This window comes from Streptomyces sp. NPDC048275 (assembly GCF_040652275.1).
In the GTDB taxonomy this organism is placed as follows: Bacteria; Actinomycetota; Actinomycetes; order Streptomycetales; family Streptomycetaceae; genus Streptomyces.
Window position 1 is genome coordinate 13552 of the sequence record NZ_JBEZLR010000016.1, and the last position, 16536, is coordinate 30087.

General features: G+C 69.5%; 14 protein-coding genes and 1 pseudogene. 4 read left to right on the forward strand and 11 right to left on the reverse strand.

From position 1 onward, the window contains the following. Window positions 1-26: 26 nt before the first annotated feature. The 5 genes from AB0D57_RS12660 to AB0D57_RS12680 all read right to left on the reverse strand — a co-directional run bounded on the left by AB0D57_RS12660 (window position 27) and on the right by AB0D57_RS12680 (window position 6489). Window positions 27-752, reverse strand: coding sequence for a helical backbone metal receptor (locus tag AB0D57_RS12660; RefSeq protein ID WP_362071032.1), 726 nt, complete (start codon window positions 750-752; stop codon window positions 27-29). A gap of 122 nt (window positions 753-874) precedes the next feature. Next, complete coding sequence (locus AB0D57_RS12665) at window positions 875-1456, reverse strand: XRE family transcriptional regulator (protein ID WP_362070857.1); 582 nt, start codon at window positions 1454-1456, stop codon at window positions 875-877. Window positions 1457-1656: 200 nt separating this feature from the next. Further along, the gene (locus AB0D57_RS12670) at window positions 1657-2631 is read right to left on the reverse strand and encodes a hypothetical protein (RefSeq protein ID WP_362070859.1); all 975 of its coding nucleotides are present in this window, start codon (window positions 2629-2631) and stop codon (window positions 1657-1659) included. 179 nt (window positions 2632-2810) lie between these two features. Continuing rightward, entirely contained in the window at window positions 2811-5420 is a 2610-nt protein-coding gene (locus AB0D57_RS12675; RefSeq protein WP_362070861.1) for an ABC transporter permease/substrate binding protein, read from the reverse strand. Beyond that, window positions 5413-6489, reverse strand: coding sequence for a glycine betaine/L-proline ABC transporter ATP-binding protein (locus AB0D57_RS12680; protein ID WP_362070863.1), 1077 nt, complete (start codon window positions 6487-6489; stop codon window positions 5413-5415). Before AB0D57_RS12680 ends, AB0D57_RS12675 begins: the two co-directional genes overlap by 8 nt. 162 nt (window positions 6490-6651) lie before the next feature. On the opposite strand from AB0D57_RS12680, the gene AB0D57_RS12685 reads away from it, so the two are divergent. Both AB0D57_RS12685 and AB0D57_RS12690 read left to right on the forward strand, forming a co-directional pair. Further along, on the forward strand, window positions 6652-7584 hold the full coding sequence (locus AB0D57_RS12685; RefSeq protein ID WP_362071034.1) for a 5'-3' exonuclease: 933 nt from the start codon (window positions 6652-6654) through the stop codon (window positions 7582-7584). Window positions 7585-7752: 168 nt separating this feature from the next. Next, window positions 7753-8601 carry a siderophore-interacting protein gene (locus tag AB0D57_RS12690; protein WP_362070865.1) on the forward strand — a complete coding sequence of 283 codons (849 nt, stop codon included), beginning with the start codon at window positions 7753-7755 and terminating at the stop codon, window positions 8599-8601. Window positions 8602-8805: 204 nt separating this feature from the next. On the opposite strand, the pseudogene AB0D57_RS12695 reads toward AB0D57_RS12690, so the two are convergent. Continuing rightward, a pseudogene (locus tag AB0D57_RS12695) lies at window positions 8806-8982 on the reverse strand (ABC transporter permease); the annotation flags it as partial. 316 nt (window positions 8983-9298) lie between these two features. Here AB0D57_RS12695 and AB0D57_RS12700 point away from each other — a divergent pair. Beyond that, entirely contained in the window at window positions 9299-10840 is a 1542-nt protein-coding gene (locus AB0D57_RS12700; protein ID WP_362070867.1) for an amino acid permease, read from the forward strand. Between the two features lie 5 nt (window positions 10841-10845). After that, entirely contained in the window at window positions 10846-11787 is a 942-nt protein-coding gene (locus AB0D57_RS12705; protein ID WP_362070869.1) for an RluA family pseudouridine synthase, read from the forward strand. On the opposite strand, the gene AB0D57_RS12710 is transcribed toward AB0D57_RS12705, so the two are convergent. From AB0D57_RS12710 to AB0D57_RS12730, 5 genes are all read right to left on the reverse strand, one after another. Beyond that, window positions 11781-13226 (reverse strand): cytochrome P450, encoded by a 1446-nt coding sequence (locus tag AB0D57_RS12710; protein WP_362071035.1) that lies wholly within the window; start codon window positions 13224-13226, stop codon window positions 11781-11783. The genes AB0D57_RS12705 and AB0D57_RS12710 overlap by 7 nt on opposite strands. A gap of 111 nt (window positions 13227-13337) precedes the next feature. After that, entirely contained in the window at window positions 13338-13958 is a 621-nt protein-coding gene (locus AB0D57_RS12715) for an ATP/GTP-binding protein (RefSeq protein ID WP_362070871.1), read from the reverse strand. Then, window positions 13939-14367 carry a DUF742 domain-containing protein gene (locus AB0D57_RS12720; protein ID WP_362070873.1) on the reverse strand — a complete coding sequence of 143 codons (429 nt, stop codon included), beginning with the start codon at window positions 14365-14367 and terminating at the stop codon, window positions 13939-13941. The genes AB0D57_RS12715 and AB0D57_RS12720 overlap by 20 nt, the downstream gene beginning before the upstream one ends. Continuing rightward, window positions 14364-14771, reverse strand: a complete 408-nt coding sequence (locus AB0D57_RS12725) for a roadblock/LC7 domain-containing protein (protein ID WP_362070875.1) — start codon at window positions 14769-14771, stop codon at window positions 14364-14366. The genes AB0D57_RS12720 and AB0D57_RS12725 overlap by 4 nt, the downstream gene beginning before the upstream one ends. After that, window positions 14768-16357 carry an ATP-binding protein gene (locus AB0D57_RS12730; protein ID WP_362070877.1) on the reverse strand — a complete coding sequence of 530 codons (1590 nt, stop codon included), beginning with the start codon at window positions 16355-16357 and terminating at the stop codon, window positions 14768-14770. The genes AB0D57_RS12725 and AB0D57_RS12730 overlap by 4 nt, the downstream gene beginning before the upstream one ends. Window positions 16358-16536: the final 179 nt, after the last annotated feature.

The window sequence follows — 16536 nt, forward strand, 5'->3', positions numbered from 1 at the left end:
GGCGCCCCCTCCACTCATGGTCGACATTAAGCTTCCGCAGGCCCTGGTCGCAGCGCCTCACCGAGCACCTGGGGCGCCCGCGCCAACGACGGCCCGTACCACGTGAGCCGACGTCCGTCGACGAGCGCGCAGGGCACGCCCTCGAACGCCTCGGGGCCGTCGTCCGCCGTGAAGCGGTACGGCTCGTCGGGCAGGACCACGAGGTCGGGGGCCGCCGCCCTGAGTTCGGGCAGGGGGATACGGGGGTAGCGGTCGGCGTGCTGGGCGTACACGTTGTCGACGCCCAGCCGCGCCAGGACGTCACCGGCGAAGGTGTCCCGGCCGAGGACCATCCAGGGGCGCCGCCAGATCGGCACGATCGCGGTCGTACGGCGGTCCGGAGCGGGCAGCCGCTCCCATGCCGTCTCCGCCTCGTCGAGCCAGCGCGGCCGCGTCCGCGCCCCGCACGCGCTCAGCACCCGGGCCAGCTCGCGGAAGGCTCCCGGAACCTCCCGCACCTCCGTGACCAGGACCTCGAGGCCCGCCGTGCGCAGGGCGGTCAGATCGGGTTCGCGGTTCTCCTCCTCGTTGGCGATCACCAGGTCGGGGGCGAGCCGTACGATCCGGTCGACGTCGGGATTCTTGGTGCCGCCGATCCGTACGACGTCGAGGTCGGGCGGATGGCTGCACCAGTCGGTCGCGCCGACCAGAGCGCCGGGGACGGTGCGGGCCACGGCCTCGGTGAGCGAGGGCACGAGCGACACGACACGCAGGGCAGCCCCTGATCCGATGTGTTCGGAGGCGTTACCGAAGGCATAGCGGGAGGTACCGGCCATCGCGTCAGTATGGCAGCGGTACCCACTGCGGGTGTCCCCCGCACGGGCCCGCGGAAGCGTCAGCGCTTGCCGAAGGTGTTGCGGTCCTCCACCGCCTCGATGTGGTCGGCGACCTCGACCACGACGACCCTGGTGTCCGGCACGGTGGCCCGCCACCGGTGGCGCACTCCGCCCGTGAGGTACAGCGTGTCGCCGCGCCCCAGCCGGTGAGCGCGACCCTCCGCCTCGACCTCGACGGCGCCGTCGGCGACGTACATCAACTTGTCGTTGCGGTGCTGAAGTTCGCGGCCCTCTTCATGGTCACCGGTGAACTCCGTGGCGTGCAGCTGGTGGTGACCGCGCACCAGGGGGCGCACACGGGACTCGGGGGTGAACTCGGCGCCGGCCTCGGCGCGCACGACGTCGACGCTGCACGCGGGGTCTGCCGCGGCGAGCAGTTCGCCGGCGGTGGTGCCCAGGGCGTCGGCGACTCGCTCCAGGGAGCTCCGGCTGGGCCGGGCCCGCTCGTTCTCGACCTGGCTGAGGAAGGGGACCGACAGACCGCTGCGCTCGGCCACGACGGCGAGGGTGAGCTCCAGTGCCCGGCGCCGCCGCCGGACGGCCGCGCCCACCCGAAGGGGCTGTTCTTTGTGGTCGCCCATCGCTCCGGCTCCCTCCCACGTGTAGTCGGTCTACCGCTTCGGTCCACTGCTTGCGCCCAGCAGGTCGGCCGGTACGTCGCCCAGTACGTCGCCCAGTACGTCGGCCCGTAACTCCTGATGAGTTGTTTGCACCCTACGCATGTTCGCCAAACCGTTTCATGCACCCGTCACATCGCTGTCACATCGAAGGACGCCGGGGGTCACAATTCGCGCCAATAGACGAGTTGTCCCGACTCCCCCGGCGCCGCCCCCTCCCGTGGGACGAAAAGGCTGACCAGCAGGGCCGGATGACCGTCCGGGTCGGTGAGCAGGGTCGCCGACGGGTTGGCGAGGGCGCGGCTGCCGCCGTGGGTGCGCACGGCCAGCCGGTCGGCCCGTCCGGTCATCGGATCGTAGGCGTACATCCGCCAGCTCCCGAAGTCTCCGCGCCACTGCTGACCCTCCGTCAGAATTAGTCGTCTGCCCTCGAGTTCGAGGGTCGAGCGGTCGCCCATGTTGCCGCGCGTCCCCCAGGCCGCCAAGGCGCGGTCCAGCCGCCGGTCAGGCGTGACGTGCCAGGTCGTGAAGTCCTTGAGGGTGGCGCGGAGTTCACGGTCGGTGTCACAACCCGCCCGGTAGTGGCCGGTGAGTTCGATCGTGCCGTCGTGCACGGAGGTGATGTCCGGCGTGCCCTCGGCGCAGCGCGAGAGGGTGCGGGGCGCGTCGTACGCGTGGGCGGTTTTTCCGGCCAGCAGGGCGTCGAGATCCCGGTAGCCGCGTACGGCGATGTGGTTGTCCGGATCCTTTTCGTACGCGAGGACATAGCCGCCCCCGTCGTCGGCGGCGAGCGTGGGCTGGCTGGTGCCCGCGCCGAAGTCGTGGCGCCGGGTCCAGCGGCGCAGATCCGTGGAGTCGGCGATCGCGGCGTGGAAGCGGCCGTCGGCGAGGGTGGTGTGGTAGACGGCGAGATAGGTGCCGTCCGGCACCTGGGTGATCTGCGCGGTGTCCATGGTGCGGCCGGAGTCGTCCCGCAGGTCGTATGCGTATCCGTCGGCCGCGCGCACATCCCCGGCGAGTGCGGCGAGCCGCCCGGTGGCCACGGACGCGGGCCGCGCGCTCGCGTCCGACAGCACGACGGCGAACATCGCCACCACGAGGAGGGCGGCCAAGGGGCCGAGCCGAAGCAAGGGACGCACGGGTGTCTCACAGGAACGAACGGGAGGAGAGAGCCGAGCGTACGGACCACTCGCGGGCTCCGGGAACGCCGCGAGAGGTGGCCTTCGCCACACGGCCCGTGGGACACGGGACCTGTGCGAGGACCACCTCTCGACGAACGCCCGCCGGACTACCGCGGAGTCATCGAACGCCCACCCGACTACTGCGGGGTCATCCGCTCCACCACACCCGGGTGCTCCTTCAGCCACGCCGCGACGGCAGCTTCCTCATGGCCCTGGCCGCGCTGCTTGATCTCGCTCTCCAGGCTGCCGAGTTCGTCCTCACTCATCTTGAAGTTCTTGATCCACTTCGTGAGCTGCGGGTACTGCTCGGGAAACGCCTTGCTGGAGATGGTCCGGATCGTGTTGCCCTCACCGAACAGCTTCTTGTCGTCGGCGAGCTTGGTGAGCTCGTACTCGCTGTAGGCCCAGTGCGGGGACCACAGGACAACGGCGACGGGCTCCTTCTTGGCGTACGCGCGCTTCAGCTCGGCCAGCATCGCGGGCGTGGAGCCGTCGACGACCTTGTACTCCTTGTCCAGGCCGTAGCCGGGGAGCACCTTCGTCTTGAGCAGGTTCATCTCGCCGGTGCCCGGCTCGATGCCGATGATCTTCCCGCCGAAGGTGCTGCCCTTGCCCTTGAGGTCCGCGAGGGACTTGACGTCCTTCACGTACGACGGGACGGCGATCTCCAGCGAGGTCGGCTCGTACCAGGTGCCGAGGTCTCTCAGGTCGTTCTTGTGCTGGTCCCAGTAGTTCGACTGGGCGTACGGCAGCCAGGCGTCGAAGTTGAGATCGAGGTCGCCGGAGGCCAGTCCCGTGTACACGGGGCCGACGTCCATCTGCTTCAGGTTCATCGTGTAGCCGCGCCGGGCCAGGACGTCCTTCCACAGGTAGGTGACGGCGACGTCCTCGTCCCAGGGGAACCAGGCGACATCGAGCGCGCGCTTGGTCTCGGCACTGGCCGAGGCGCTCTTGACCGGGGCGAGCGTGTCGACGACGTCGGGGTTCTTCTTCAGCCAGGCGCGCACGGCGTCCTGCTGCTTGCCCTGGCCGGCCTTGTTGATCTCCGACTCGAGGCCGGTGAGCTGCTCCTCGGTCATCTTGAAGTTCTTGAGCCACTCGCCGACGACCGGGTCGTCCTGGGCGAAGCCCTTGCGGGAGAGCGTGTGCACGCCGTCGCCCGAACCCCAGGCGCCCTTCGGGTCCTTGAGCTTCTTCAGGTCGTAGTCGCTGTACGCCCAGTGCGGCGACCACAGCGTGACGACGACGGGCTCCTTCTTGGCGTACGCGCGCTTCAGCTCGGCCAGCATCGCGGGCGTGGAGCTGTCGACGACCTTGTACTCCTTGTCGAGCCCGTACTCCTTGAGCACCTTGCTCTTGAGCAGGCTCATCATTCCGGCGCTGGACTCGATGCCGGTGATCTTGCCGCCGAACTCACTCGCCCTGCCCTTGAGGTCCTCCAGGGAATCGACGCCCTTCATGTACGAGGGGACGCTCAGCTCCAGGGACGTCGGGCCGTACCAGGAACCCAGGTCGTCCAGGTCCTTGCCGTACTTCTTCCAGTACTGCTCGTGGGTGGTCGGCAGCCAGGAGTCCGTCTCGAAGTCGATGTCGCCCTGGGCGAGGGAGGTGTACAACGGGCCCGCGTCGAGCTGCTTCGTCTCGACCTCGTAGCCGCGCTGCTCGAGGATCTCCTTCCAGAGGAAGGTGGAGGCGACGCCCTCGTCCCACGGGATGTAGCCGATGCTGATCTTCTTGCCCTGGCCGACGTTCTTGCCGTCGGCAGCAGTGGACGTCGCGTCCGTACCACCGAAGATCCCCATGCCGCCCGCGACCAGCGCGAGCACGACGACGCCGACCACGGCCACGGCCGAGCGGGGGCGGTAGGACCAGATCTTCAGACCCTGCGCGGCGCGCAGCCTTGCGGCGGCGCGGCGGCCGAGCGGCGAGACCTGGGTGCCCAGGGCGCTGGTCATGCGGTCCAGGTAGATCGCCAGGATGACGATGGCGACGCCCGCCTCGGAGCCGAGGCCGACGTTCAGCTGGCCGATGGCCTGGTTCACGTCGCCGCCGAGGCCACCGGTGCCGACCATGCCGGCGATGGCGGCCATGGACAGGCCCAGCATGATGACCTGGTTGACGCCCGCCATGACGCTGGGCAGGGCCAGCGGCAGCTGGATGCGCAGCAGGGTGTCACGGGGCGTGGTGCCGAACGCGTCGGCGGCCTCGACCAGTTCCTTGTCGACCTGGCGGATGCCCAACTCGGTCATGCGGACGCCGGGTGCCAGCGCGAAGATCAGGGTGGCGACCATGCCCGCGGGGGCGCCGGTGCCGAAGAACAGGATCGCCGGGATGAGGTAGATCATCGCGGGCAGCGTCTGCATGAAGTCCAGCACCGGGCGGACGACGCTGCTGACCCGGTCGGAGCGCGCCGCCCAGATGCCCACGGGCACCGAGATGACGAGCGCGATGAGCGTCGCCACGAGGACGAGGGAGAGGGTCACCATCGCGTCCTCCCACAGTTCGAGGGAGTCGATGAAGGCGAATCCCACGAAGGTGAGGACACCGGCGGACGTGCCGCGCAGCCAGAACGCGATCACGGCGAAGATGCCCGCGAGGAGGAGCGGCTGCGGGGCCTGGAGGACGGCGTTGATGCCGTCGTAGGCGCCGTCGAACACGGTCTTGAAGAAGTCGAAGAGCCACGCCATGTGGTTGAGCAGCCAGTCGACGGCGTCGTTGACCCAGTCACCGAAGGGAATCCTAGGCACGGGCGGTCACCTTCCCATCCGGGTTGTCGCAGGGCGCGGGGCCGGCCGTCTCGTCGCCGAGGAAGCCGACCAGCCGCTGCCGCGGCACCACACCGATGACTCTGTTCGCCTCGTCCACGACCGAGACGCGGTGCGAGAGACGGGCGCTGATCGCGCACAGTTCCGCGAACGGCGTCTCGAGGGTCGCGGTCTCGCAGCTGCAGACGGTGGCCTCGCCCGTGACCGAGGTGTCCATGAGGGCGCCCGCGGTCAGCACCCGGGAGCGGTCTACGTCCTGGGTGAAGGAGGCGACGTAGTCGTCCGCGGGACGCACGAGGATGTCCTCGGCGGTGCCGATCTGGACGATGCGGCCGTCGCGCATGACGGCGATGCGGTCGCCCAGGCGCATGGCCTCGTTGAGGTCGTGGGTGATGAAGACGATGGTCTTCTTCAGCTTCTTCTGGAGTTCGATGAGCTGGTCCTGCATGTCCCGGCGGATCAGCGGGTCGAGCGCGCTGAACGACTCGTCCATCAGCAGCAGATCAGCGTCGGTGGCGAGCGCGCGGGCCAGGCCCACACGCTGCTGCATACCGCCGGACAGCTCGTCGGGCCAGGACTTCTCCCAGCCCGCGAGGCCGGCGAGTTCGAGGGCCGTGGTGGCGCGCTTCTTGCGCTCGGCGCTCGGAACGCCCTGGACCTCCAGGCCGTACGCGGCGTTCTCCAGGACGCTGCGGTGCGGGAACAGCGCGAAGTGCTGGAAGACCATGCTGATCTTCTTCGCCCGCACCTCGCGCAGCTCGCGGGGGCTGAGCTTCGTCAGGTCCTGACCGTCGAAGCGCACATGGCCCCCGGTCGGCTCCAGCAGTCCGTTGAGCATGCGAAGCAGTGTGGACTTGCCGGACCCGGACAGGCCCATGACGACGAAGATCTGGCCCGGCTCCACCGTGAAGGACGCGTCGATCACCGCGGCGGTGGTGCCGTCGGCGCGCAGTTCCTCACGGTCGGCTCCTTGGCGGAGCCGCTCCACCGACTCGTCGGGTCGTCTGCCGAACACCTTGTACAAATGCTCGGCCTCAAGCCTGGATGACACGGGTGCCTCTCGTCGAAATGTTGAAGAACTCTGAAGTACGGCTGAAAAACCGCCAAAGAACGGTTGAAATCACAACCGGCTTCTCTTCGATGCGCGCCTGCCCTCGCTTACGCGCAGCAAACGCAGGAGTGGTCCAGGTCACTGTCAGTGCCGTACGGCATGATGCGAGGCGTGACCAGACGCCTGATGCTGCTCGACACCGCCTCCCTGTACTTCCGGGCCTACTTCGGAGTCCCCGACTCGGTGCGCGCCCCGGACGGCACGCCCGTGAACGCCGTGCGCGGGCTGCTCGAATTCATCGACCGCCTGGTCAAGGACCACCGCCCGGACGACCTGGTCGCCTGCATGGACGCGGACTGGCGCCCGCAGTGGCGGGTCGACCTGATCCCCTCGTACAAGGCGCATCGCGTCGCCGTGGAGACCGAGGTCGGCCCGGACCAGGAGGAGGTGCCGGACAAGCTCTCCCCGCAGGTGCCCGTCATCGAGGACGTCCTCGACGCGCTGGGCATCGCACGCGTGGGGGTCGAGGGGTACGAGGCGGACGATGTGATCGGCACGTTCACCGGCCGCGCCACCGGCCCCGTCGACATCGTCACCGGCGACCGCGACCTGTATCAGCTCGTCGACGACAAGCGGGGAATCCGCGTCCTGTACCCCCTCAAGGGCGTCGGCACGCTCCAGCTCACCGACGAGGCATGGCTGCGCGAGAAGTACGGCGTCGACGGCTCGGGGTATGTGGATCTGGCGCTGCTGCGCGGCGACCCGAGCGACGGCCTGCCGGGCGTGCCGGGGATCGGCGAGAAGACGGCGGCCAAGCTGCTCGACGAGTTCGGCGACCTGGCCGGAATCATGGCCGCGGTCGACGATCCGAAGGCCAGGCTGACGCCCTCGCAGCGCAAGCGGCTCGACGAGTCGCGGCCGTACGTCGCCGTGGCGCCGACGGTCGTGCGGGTCGCCGGTGACGTCCCTCTGCCGGACGTCGACACCGCACTGCCCCACGCGCCGCGCGACCCGGCCGCGCTGGACGAACTCGCCGCGCGCTGGGGCCTGGGCGGGTCGCTGCAGCGGCTGCTCACGACACTCAAGGAGCGATGAGCGGCATTCTCGATTGGGAGAGTGTGATTCTCGCCACGAGGAAGGCGCAGCCTGGGCGAATGCGCGGCGACCCCGACGCAGCGTTCATCGACTTCTCACGACCGAGGCGTTAAATGGGAGATGAGTGCTAACTTAGGTAAGCCTAAGCACAGGAACAGGGAGGCCGTCATGGCAGAGCGTCCGGCACGCAGGCCCAGGAAGCCCCACTCCGCGCGGGTCGTGCGGACCGAGCGGTTGACGCCGCACATGCAGCGCGTGGTCCTAGGCGGCGAGGGCCTCGCAGCGTTCACCGCGGGCACCAGCACCGACCATTACGTCAAGCTGCTGTTCGGTCCGGAAGGCGTCACCTACCCCGAGCCGTTCGACATGGAGCGGATCCGTGCGGAGTTTCCGCGCGAGCAGTGGCCCGTGACCCGGACGTACACCGTGCGCGCGTGGGACCCCGAGCAGCGCGAGCTGACGCTCGACTTCGTGGTGCACGGCGACGAGGGCCTCGCCGGTCCGTGGGCGGCGCGCGTCCAGCCGGGCGAGCTGGTGCGGTTCATGGGTCCTGGTGGCGCGTACGCGCCCGACGTGAGCGCCGACTGGCATCTGCTCGCCGGGGACGAGAGCGCGCTGCCCGCGATCGCCGCCGCCCTGGAGGCGCTGCCGGACGATGCCGTGGCCCACGCCTTCGTGGAGGTCTCCGGACCCGAGGAGGAGCAGAAGGTCGACTGCGACGTGGATGTCGTCTGGCTGCACCGCGGGGACCGGCCCCTCGGCGAGGCCCTGGTGGAGGCCGTACGCGCCCTCGAGTTCCCGGCGGGCCGGGTACACGCGTTCGTGCACGGCGAGGCGGGCTTCGTGAAGGAACTGCGCCACCTGCTGCGGGTGGAGCGCGACATCTCGCGCGAGGATCTGTCGATCTCCGGCTACTGGCGCCTCGGGCACAACGAGGACGGCTGGCAGGCGACCAAGCGGGAGTGGAACGCGCAGGTGGAGGCGGAGCAGGAGGCCACCGCACCGGCCGCCTCCTGACCTACCGGGTGACGTGTCCCGACCCACCGGGTCACGCCTCCCTACCCGCTCGATCACGCCTCCCGACCACCCGATCACACACCTGACCCGCTCGGTCGCGTCTCCTGCCCCACCGGATCACGCCTCCCGAACCGCTCGGTCGCGTCTCCTGACCCACCGGTCACGTCCCCCGACCCGCCCGGTCACACCTCCCGACCCGCCGCGTCACACGGACCGTTGATGCGATCTGAAGGTACGGCTCGACAGCCACACCGCCGCCACCGCCAGCGCGAGCAACCCGCCCGAGCGAGTGAGCACAGCACCCCAGCCGGGATTCTCGGACATCGCCGAACGGCCCGCCACCATCGCCCAGTCGAACGGGTCGAAGTCGGCGATGTTCCGCGTCCTGTGTGGATCCCCTTGCGCAGCTTGTAGAGCGCCGCGTCCATGACCAGCCGGCGATCCACTGCGCGCCCCTCAGCCTCGGAGCAGGCAAGAAGCCCTGCATTCGCTCCCCTGCGCATCACTGATGCGCTCCGCAATCGTGAGCCCCGATTCGCCATGGCCGACAAGGGCGTGAGGAGTTAGGCCCGGCGCGGACACGGTCGCGTCACGCGAGCGAAACAGGGTCTCCCTAATTTCTGTCACCCGACAGGAATTCATCCGGCCGGACCCATCCGCCAGGAATCCGCTCCCTGCGCCGAAGGCAGGTGCCACCGTGACGACCACCGCCCCCTCCGACGTACGCCCCGATCCGCCGCAGTCCCCCGGCGACGGCTCACTGACCGAGTTCGGCTACCGCCAGGAGCTGCACCGCAGCCTCGGCCGGTATGCCTCGTTCGCCGCCGGGTTCTCCTTCATCTCCGTGCTGACGACCGTCTTCCAGTTCTTCGCCTTCGGGTACGCGTTCGGCGGCCCGGTCTTCTTCTGGACCTGGCCCGCCGTGCTGGTGGGCCAGTTGCTGGTCGCCGCGTGCTTCGCGGAGCTGGCCGCGCGCTATCCGATCTCGGGCGCGATCTACCAGTGGTCGACGCGCCTGTCGACCCCGTCCTTCGGATGGTTCGCCGGCTGGATCATGGTGATCGGGCAGATCGTGGTCGTCGCGGCGGCCGCGCTCGCACTGCAGATGGTGCTGCCGGCGATCTGGTCCGGCTTCCAGCTGGTGGGCAGCGACCCGGCGCCCACCACCCCCGACGGCGCGGCCAACGCCGCCGTCCTCGGCGTCATCCTGCTCGCCCTGACCACGCTGGTGAACATCGTCGACAACCGCGTGATGTCCGTGATCAACCGGGTCGGCGTGACCGCCGAGATCATCGGCGCCGTCCTGATCATCGTGCTCCTGCTGACCCACTCCGAGCGCTCACCCGGCATCACCTTCCATGCCGGCGAGGGCAGCACCGGCCTCTTCGGGGCGCTGATGGTGGGCTCCTTCATGGCGGCGTACGTGATGATCGGCTTCGACAGCGCGGGCGAGATGAGCGAGGAGACCCACAACCCACGCCGTACCGCGCCCCGTACGATCCTCAGCGCGCTCGGTGCCGCCGGCCTGCTCGGCGGGCTGATCGTCCTCGGCGGACTGCTGGCCGCGCCCAGCCTGACGGACGGGCGCCTGGGCGTCGACGGCCTGAGCTACGTGCTGACCAGCAGCCTCGGCGACGGCGTCGGTCGCGCGCTGCTCGCCGATGTGGTGGTGGCCATCGCGGTGGCGACCCTGGCGATCCAGACGTCCGCCTGCCGGATGCTCTTCTCGATGGCCCGCGACGGCCAACTCCCCTTCTCCCGCCGCCTCGCCAAGGTCAACCCGCGCACCGGCATGCCCAGCGCCCCCGCCCTGGTCGTCGGCGTCCTCGCCGCCGCCCTTCTGCTCCTCAACTTCGCCTCCCCGGATGCCTTTCTGGCGATCGGCACCACCTGCATCGTGATGCTGTACCTGGCCTACGCGATGGTGACCGGGCCGCTGCTGATACGCCGGCTGCGCGGAGAGTTCGCGGCCGACGGCACCGACGAGACGGGCGCCCCGCTCTTCTCCCTGGGCCGCTGGGGCGTCCCCGTCAACGCGATCGCCCTCCTCTACGGCCTGTTCATGACCGTCAACCTCGCCTGGCCGCGCGCCGCGGTGTACGACCCGACGGGCGGGCACTGGTACTTCCAGTGGTTCACGGTGTTGTTCTTGCTGGTCACGGTGGGGATCGGAGCTGCGTACCGGCTGCTGCGCGCACCACGCGTGCACTCGGCTGAGGTTCCTGCCTCGTACGCTTGATCGTGATGAGACGCAAGCCCCGGATCCCGCCCTCTCCCCTGCCGCAGCGCGACGGGGTGGACCCCGTGCGGATCAAGCTGCCGCAGAGCGGGGAGTGGGCCACCGTGCGGGAGCATCTGGTGGAGCGGCTCGCGGCGGGGCCCGGGGTGATCGACGGGATGATCGGCGACGGACTGATCGTCGGGGAGGACGGGCGGCCGCTGACGGTCGACGCGGCGTATGTGCCGGGGATGTTCGTGTGGTTCCACCGGGAGCTGCCCGACGAGGAGCGGGTGCCGTTCGAGCTCGACGTGGTGTACCGCGACGAGCACATCGTCGTCGCCGACAAGCCGCACTTCCTCGCCACCACCCCGCGCGGCAGCCATGTCGCCGAGACCGCGCTGGCCCGGCTGCGGCGGGAGCTGGACCTGCCGACGCTCGGCGCCGCGCACCGCCTCGACCGCCTCACCGCGGGCCTCATTCTGTTCACCGTGCGGCCCGAGGAGCGCGGCGCCTACCAGAGCCTGTTCCGCGACAAACTGGTCGGGAAGGAATACGAGGCGGTGGCCCCGTACGACGCGGGGCTCGACCTGCCGCGCACCCTCCGCAGCCGGATCGTGAAGGAGCGGGGGGTGATGGCCGCGCGGGAGGTGGCGGGCGAGCCGAACGCCGTCAGCCGGGTCGAGTTGAGCGAGCATCGCGACGGCATGGGGCGCTACCGTCTGACGCCCAGCACCGGGCAGACGCACCAACTCCGCGTGCACATGAACGCGTTGGGCGTGCCCATCCTCGGCGATCCGCTCTACCCGGTGGTGACCGGCCCCGTCCCGGCCGGTGACTTCCGGCGGCCGCTCCAACTGCTGGCGCGGACGCTGGAGTTCACCGATCCGGTGACGGGGCGCGCACATCGGTTCGTCAGCGAACGGGTGCTGCGGGCCTGGACGTCGTACGACGACTGGGCTCAGTAACCCCGCCACCAGAGCAGGAAGCGCTGCCAGGCGCCGAGTCGGCGTACGGGTTCCGGTGCCGGCGTCGGTTGGGGCGGCGCGGGATACTGGGCGGGTTGCGGGGCGGGCGCCGTCGGTTGTTCCACCGGGACCTGCCGGTTCGTCCGCTGCGGCGGGACGGCTTGGATGCTGGGTACCTCATGGACCTCCTGCGGCGGCCTCGGCTCGAAGTACACCGGAAGCTCCACCAGATGTCGCGACGCCATCGACGACCGCCAGCGCAACTCGTCCTTGTCACAGTCCAGTTCGACGTCGGGCAGGCGCAGCAGCAGCGCCTCGACGCCGACATCGGCGATGGCGCGGCCGATGTCCTGGCCCGGGCACTCGTGGGGCCCGCCGCCGAAGGCGAGGTGGGAGCGGTTGCCCATCATGCCGGCCTTGAGATCGGGGCGTACCCGGGGGTCGATGTTGCCCGGCGCGATGCCGAGGATCAGACCGTCGCCCCGGCGAATGCGCCGGCCGCCCAACTCCGTGTCCTGCTTGGCGAAGTAGCCGAGGACGGCGCTGAACGGCGGCTCGTCCCACAGGGACTGTTCGACCGCCTCGGGGACCGTCATCTGCCCGCCGTTCAACCGGGTGCGGAAGCGCGGGTCGATGAGGACCACACGCAGCACGTTGGCGAGGAGGTTGGCCGTGGCCTCGTACGCGGCGAGCAGCACCAGGCGCAGATGCTGGGCGACCTCGTCGTCGGTGAGCCCGGCCGGGTGGTTGATCAGGTGGCTGGTGAAGTCCCCTTCGGTCTGGATCCGGCGGCGGGCGGTGTGCCGGATCAGGATGTTCATGACGTACTCGTTGCTGGCGATCGCGGTCTCGGTGCCTTTGAGCAGGTCACGGGCGGCCTGCACCAGACGCTCGTCGTACTCGTCGGGCATGCCGAGGATCTCGCACATCACGGCCATCGGAAGGTGCTCGGTGAACTGGCTGACCAGCTCGGCCCGGCCCTTCTCGCAGAACCGGTTGACGAGGATCTGGGTCGCGCGGTTGATGTTCCGCCGGATGGTGCGGTGGTTGATGGTCGACATGGCGCCGATGACCGCGCCGCGCAGCCGCAGATGTTCGTCGCCCTCGGCGTGGGAGCAGATGGGCTGCCAGGCGATGTGCGGCGCGAGCGGGTGGTCGGGGCCGGCTGTGCCGTCCTGGACGGCGGTCCACAGCCGGCTGTCCCGGGAGAAGTGGGTGGGGTTGCTCACCATGTGCAGGTTCTCGCTGTGGCCGAGCACCACCCAGATCGGCACGTCGTTGTGGAGCAGCACGGGGGCGACCGGACCGTGCTCTTCGCGGAGTTTCTCGTACAGGGCTCCCAGGTCCTCGGCCTCGGGGCCGTGGAGCCGGTGCAGTCCGTCGGAACCGAGGCCGTGGGCGGGGCAGCCGGGCGGCGGGTCGAGCGCAAGGCCGTCCATACCGGCCGGGAAGTGGGATTCAGACGTCACGGTGAATCGCTCCGAAGCTGAAGTGGATCCGGTGTCTTGGGGGTTGGCGTGCGGGGCATGGCGGGCTTGGGGGCTACGGGATCAGGTGCGCGGCGAGGTGATCGCCAGCGAGTGCAGGAAGTGCATGAGCGTCATCAGGACGTCCCGGCTGGAGGCGCGGCGGCGGGCGTCGCACTTCACGATCGGGATCTCTTCGGACAGGTCGAGCGCGGTGCGCAGGTCCTCGATCGGGTAGCCGGGAGCGTCCGGGAAGTCGTTTATGGCGATGACGAACGGCACACCGCGTTCCTCCAGGCGGCCGATCACGTCGAAGCTGACCTCCAGTCGGCGGGTGTCGATCAGGACGACCGCGCCGAGCGCGCCCTCGAAGAGGCCGTTCCACAGGAACCAGAAGCGTTCCTGGCCGGGGGTGCCGAAGAGGTAGAGCACCAGCTGTTCGGTGATGCTGATGCGGCCGAAGTCCATGGCGACGGTGGTGGCCGTCTTGGATTCCGAGCCGTAGTTGTCGTCGACGCCGATGCCGGCCTGCGTCATGGTCTCCTCGGTGGTCAGCGGCTTGATCTCGCTGACCGAGCCCACCATGGTCGTCTTGCCGACTCCGAAACCGCCCACGATCACGATCTTCACGGCGGCCGTCGCCGTGTGCGGCAGATGGTCCTCGACGCGAGGGCCCGGGATCGTGTCAGAGCTTTTGAAGTCCATGCATCACCGCTTCGAGGAGGGAACGGTCGGGGAGCGCCGAGCGGACGATCGGGGCGCGCGCCTGTACCAGTTCGGCCGCCAGCAGCTCGGTGAGCAGGACGGTCACCACGCTGAACGGCAGATTGAGGTAGGCCGAGAGCTCGGCCACGGACAGAGGGGCCTTGCAGAGCCGGAGCAGCGCCGACTGCTCCGGCTGGGTGGTGGGCGACGGCGAGTCGGCGCGCGCCACGATTAAGGTGACCAGGTCGATCTCGGCGCGCTCGCCGTTGTCGCCCCCGCCGGTGAGCAGGTACAAGCGCCCGGGGCTCTTGGGGACTTGTTCGTCGGCCTCTTGGGGCGGCTGCTCCTGGGGGAGCTCGGGGGGTGGCTCTTCCTTGGGGGAGCGCCGTCGGCGTTGCGGAGGAGTCATACGGTCTGCCCGTTGCGCCGCGGCGGGCTGGTCAGATGGGCGCCGATCCGGGCGACGAGGTCGCGCATGCGGTTGCTCATCAGTCCGGGCTCGGCGGCCAGGTTGGCGAGCACCGCGAGATAGGCGTTGGCTCCCGCGGACATCAGGTAGAAGTAGCCGGTGTCGATCTCGATGATGACCATGCGCATCGCGCCGCCGCCGCGGCGGATCTCGCCGGCGACGGCTCCGGCCAGGCTCTGCAGTCCCGCGCAGGCCGCGGCGACACGGTCGGCGGCGTCCGGGTCACCGCCGTAGCGGGCGATGCGCAGTCCGTCGGCGGAGAGCACCACGATCTGCTCGATGCCCGGTACACCGTCGGCGAGATCTTTGAGCATCCAGTCGAAGTTGCCGATCTGCTGGATCACTTGAGGTCCCCCTCGTCATCGGCCTCAGCAGCGGCCGGCTGATGCTTCGTGGTGAATGCGTTCGGGTCCGGGTCGCCCTTGAGTCCTGCCATGAACGCCTCGACCCACATCCCCGGTGGGGGCTGCTCCTCCTTGGGGGCGGGCTCGGGGGCCCAGACGGGCGCCGCGGCTGCCGCTGCCTCGGCCGCCGCCTCGGCGGCCCTGGCCTCCGCGATCCGCTGGCTGAGCGGGACCTTGACCCTGCTGCGGCGCTGCGGCAGACCGTTGGCCGTCCACTCGGTGACCACGGGGACGTCGTCGTCGCCGATGCCGTCGTGCGAGCCGGGGATCCGGGGTCCGGTGGTCGGGCGGCGCTTCTTCGGCTTGCGGTTGGGCCCCTCGACTCCGTCCGTGTCCGGGATCGACAGGGAGTTCACGCCGATGCCGTGGGCGATACCGACGGCCGGGTCCTTGGTGAGCATGTTGCTCGGCACGACGACGACGGCGCGGACACCGCCGTACGCGGACTGCCTGAGCGAGATCTTCATGTCGTACGTCTTCGAGAGCCGTCCGACGACGGCCATCCCCAGCCGGGGGGCCTCGCCGAGGACGTTGACGTCGACGCCTTCCCCGGCCCTGCGAAGCAGCTCCTCCATCTTTTGGCGGGCCTCGTCGCTGAAGCTGACGCCGGAGTCCTCGATCTCGATGGCGACACCGGTCTGCACGACGACCGCGGTGAGATGCACCTTGGTGGTCGGCGGCGAATAGCGCGTCGCGTTGTCGAGGAGTTCGGCGACGGCGTGGATGACCGGTTCGACGTGGATGCCGTTGATGGCGACGTCGGGCATCGAGTGCAGCTCGATGCGGCGGTACTCGAGGATCCGGGACATCGAGCCGCGCATGGTGCTGAACAGCGAGACGGGCTCGGGCCAGTTGCGTCCCGGGCGACCGCCGCCGAGCACGGCGATGGAGTCGGCGAGGCGGCCGATCAGCGCGGTGCCGTGGTCGATACGCAGCAGGTCGTCGAAGACCTCGGGGTTGCGCCCGTGGTCCTCCTCCATCTCACGGAGTTCGTTGTACTGCTGGTGGATGAGCGCCTGGACACGCCGGCCGATGTTGACGAAGGAGCGCGCGGCGGAGTCGCGCAGCAACTGCTCGTCGTCGATGATCTGGAGCACGAAGCGCAGCAGGTCCCGCTGCGACTGGGGGATGTCGTGCTCGCCCGGGTGGTCACCGCCGAAGGTGCGGGCCACATCCCCGGCGTTCGTGCCGCGGTTCATGCGGCGGAGCCCGGTGGGCAGGACGTCCGTACGGAAGCGCACGAACTCCTGGTCGTGGGCGGCGATGCGCTGTTCGAGGTGCTCGGTCCGGCGGGCGAGCTCGGCGCGCAGGTCACGGGCGATGCGACCACGGCGCACGGCTTCGCCCGCGACGGCGATCACCAGCAGCGTCGCGATGCCGCCGCACCAGCCGACGGCGGCCCGGGCCGGGGCCGTCACCACGGCGACGGCGGCCCCGGTCACCGCGGCCATCAGTATGGCGGGTGGCAACAGCACACGCGCGTAGGGAAGTTCACGGCCACCGGGAGGCGATTGAACACTCACCATGTATGCCCTCTGAGACAAATCGGCTGGGGGGTGGGGGAGTTTGTGGGGGAAACTGCATGGTCAAACTGAATCTTCGGAACTTTTGGGAACAAGCGCACGAATACATCTCAACTCGGTGCGCTGCGGGCGAGCTTAGTCCGACCGGATCAACGCCGTGTCATATTCGGCAAGCACCTGAA